This is a genomic window from Alkalibaculum bacchi (assembly GCF_937875145.1).
Taxonomy (GTDB): Bacteria; Bacillota; Clostridia; order Eubacteriales; family Alkalibacteraceae; genus Alkalibaculum; species Alkalibaculum bacchi_A.
Window position 1 is genome coordinate 1 of the sequence record NZ_CALNCS010000157.1, and the last position, 3,217, is coordinate 3,217.

Below are 3,217 nucleotides of genomic sequence, written 5' to 3' on the forward strand. Positions count from 1 at the left end.
AAACGAAGTAGTACTTCAGGGTATGCCATCCTCTATAAGCTGTGATGTGTTTGAGCCTAGTGAGATTCTGTGTTGGAACAAAGATACGTTTTTACATATTATGAGCCAAGACTTTGATTTGACAAAGGGAGTTTTGTGTTCTCTATCATCGAAGACTAGACGATTATATCGTCAGCTTAAAAATACATCTAATTCTGTACGAGCAGACAAACGAATTGCAGCTAAATTGTGGAAGTTATCTGAAGATTACGGAATAGCTTGTGAGAAAGGCACTTGTATTGATATGGACTTAAGTATTACTTATCTCGCAGATATGTTAGGCTCCCAAAGAGAAACCGTTTCAAGGCAGATAAAAGTATTAAAGGAACACAATCTTATCGAAATAGAAGACAAGAAATTTATTGTTTACGATCGTGAACAATTAGCGAATTATTTTAAGGAACCGTGATATTTATCACAGTTCTTTTTTTATTTATACAATATACTGTTATTGATAAATAAAAAACAATTTAAGAAATACTCCATAGAAATCGGATAAGAAAGTAAAGTTGATGAAATTTTATTTTAGCCATTCTCTATTATACCATAGCATAAAAGTGAAAGATGTCTTGAATTATGGCGGAACAATAGTTAAACTATAGTTAGACTTTAGAAATATGTAGAAATATGAAATATTTACATCTGTAACAAATATCATTATGAAATGATATCCTATATTTGGAAAATAAAAAAGAAATAAACATACCAAACAATATTTATTTAGCAAGAAATTAGTCCTTAAGGGCTTAAAATTAAAAGAAAGAGGTGTAAACATGGGTTATCATTTGACGGTGCCAAAAGCCAATGATGTATTCAAACAATGGTCTGAAGAAAATGTGATTTATGCCCCAAAACGTTTTGTAGGTGGGGGAGCTTTTTCGGATACAGACATCATACGTTATGGAGAAGTAGAAAAGATAGAAGAAATTGAATTTAATGAAAAATCCGATTTTTCTTTTAAAGACATTCTTATCCCCCTATCAGAAACCCTTTTCTTCTTTACAGAGGATGAAGTAAAAGAGGCAAACCAACCTAAAAAGGGTGCAATTGTGCTATTAAGAAGTTGTGATCTTCATGCCGTAAAAAGACTTGATGAGATTTATTTACATAATGGACCTGAAGACTATTATTATAAGAGACTAAGAGATAGAGTAAAATTTGTCTTGATAGGATGTGAAAATGCATTTGATAGCTGCTTCTGTGTCGACATGGGTACCAATGAATCAAAGAATTATGATGCTTCATTAGAATTAAAAAATGATCTCGTATACATAGATAATAAAAATAACGATTGGGAAGAACTCCTATCAGCTAATAGCTCTAGTATAGAAGAAGTAGTTCCTGCACACGTAACAGAGACAATAACAAGAGTATCTATTCCAGAAAATATTACATTAGATATTTTCAACTCAAAAATGTGGGATGAATACGATAGCCGTTGTATTAATTGTGGTAGATGTAATTTTTCATGTCCTACTTGTACTTGTTTTACAATGCAAGATATTTTCTACACGGACAATGGTAAAGTTGGCGAGCGCAGGAGAGTACAAGCTTCTTGTATGGTCGATGGATTTACAGATGTAGCAGGCGGTGGGAGTTACCGAAAGAAAAATGGTCAAAGAATGCGCTTTAAAGTAATGCATAAAGTGTATGACTTCAAAAAGAGAAATGGCTACCATATGTGTACAGGTTGTGGTCGTTGTGATGATGTTTGTCCAGAGTATATTTCTTATTCGAAAATCCTCAACAAATTAGAAGATGCAATGCAGGAGGTGTCTAAATAATGCAAAATGAATATATTCCATTTCAATCGGAAATAAAAGAAGTTATTAAGCATACAGATATTGAATACACCTTTAGAATGGCTTATACAGGACCTGTAAAACCAGGGCAGTTTTTTGAAGTGTCGATTCCTAAATTTGGGGAAGCGCCTATCTCAGTAAGTGGTATAGGAGATGGAACTGTAGATTTGACCGTACGCCGAGTAGGTAAAGTAACGGATGAAATTTTTGAGCACTATACAGGTAATAAATTGTTTTTGCGAGGACCTTATGGAAATGGTTTTGATATTGAAGAGTATAAGGGCAAAGATTTAGTTGTTGTGGCTGGTGGTACAGGTGTTTCTCCTATTAGGGGGGTAATAGATTATTTTAGCGATCATAAAGATGAAGTCAAGTCTCTTACTTTCATTGCAGGATTTAAAAGCCCTAATGATATTCTCTTTACAAAAGATTTTGAAAAATGGGAAAAAAACATGGATGTGATTTTGACTGTAGATTGTGCTGAAGAAGGATTTCTTTGCAATGTAGGTATGGTTACAGAATATATTCCTAAACTACAACTTGAAAATATAGAAGAAGCAGTAGCTGTCGTCGTAGGACCGCCTCCGATGATGAAATTTTCTACATTAGGTCTACTAGATATCGGATTTAAAGAAGAAAATATTTGGATTTCACAAGAAAGAAAAATGTGTTGTGGTCTAGGTAAATGTGGTCACTGTAAGATCGATGATGTGTATGTGTGTTTGGATGGCCCAGTATTTAATTATACAAAAGGCCGCCAATTATTGGATTAGGGGGGACGCTAGTATGGATATGAATACAAAACAATTAAAAAAGAACGCTTTTCGTGTAACAAAACATAGGGGAATCACTGCATCCCGAATTCGAGTTCCTGGTGGTCATTTAAATGCTAAATTTTTGTCTATGATACAAAATATTGCAGAAACATACGGAAATGGAACGGTACATATTACATCGAGACAAGGCTTTGAAGTACCTGGTATTGCATATGAAGATATGCCAAAAGTAAATGAACTATTACAACCAATTATTGAAGGATTGGATATTAATCAACAAAATCCTGGAGAAGGTTATAATGCTTCAGGGACTCGTAATGTAACAGCTTGTATCGGAAATAATGTCTGTCCCTATGGATGTTATAATACATCTGCATTTGCTAAGCGAATTGAAAAGGCTATATTTCCAAATGATTTACACTTTAAGATTGCCTTAACAGGTTGTCATAATGATTGCGCAAAAGTGCGAATGCACGATTTTGGAATTATTGGAATGACTGAGCCTCAATATGACAAGGACCGTTGTGTCAACTGCGGTGCTTGCGTGAAAAAATGCCTAAAGAAATCATTAAGGCTTTCGCGATTATGAAAAAGGCCGCG

General features: G+C 34.3%; 3 protein-coding genes and 1 pseudogene. All 4 read left to right on the forward strand.

Features of this window, described 5'->3' with window-relative positions; all coding sequences use genetic code 11:
• A partial coding sequence (locus tag Q7P22_RS09470) for a Crp/Fnr family transcriptional regulator (protein ID WP_303863581.1) occupies positions 1-448 on the forward strand: 448 nt, incomplete at its 5' end.
• A gap of 364 nt (positions 449-812) precedes the next feature.
• Positions 813-1,823, forward strand: coding sequence for an anaerobic sulfite reductase subunit AsrA (asrA, locus tag Q7P22_RS09475; RefSeq protein WP_303863583.1), 1,011 nt, complete (start codon positions 813-815; stop codon positions 1,821-1,823).
• Complete coding sequence (gene asrB / locus Q7P22_RS09480) at positions 1,823-2,614, forward strand: anaerobic sulfite reductase subunit AsrB (RefSeq protein WP_369695518.1); 792 nt, start codon at positions 1,823-1,825, stop codon at positions 2,612-2,614. The genes asrA and asrB overlap by 1 nt, the downstream gene beginning before the upstream one ends.
• A 13-nt stretch (positions 2,615-2,627) precedes the next feature.
• Positions 2,628-3,188, forward strand: a pseudogene (gene asrC, locus Q7P22_RS09485) (sulfite reductase subunit C); the annotation flags it as partial.
• Between the last annotated feature and the right edge of the window lie 29 nt (positions 3,189-3,217).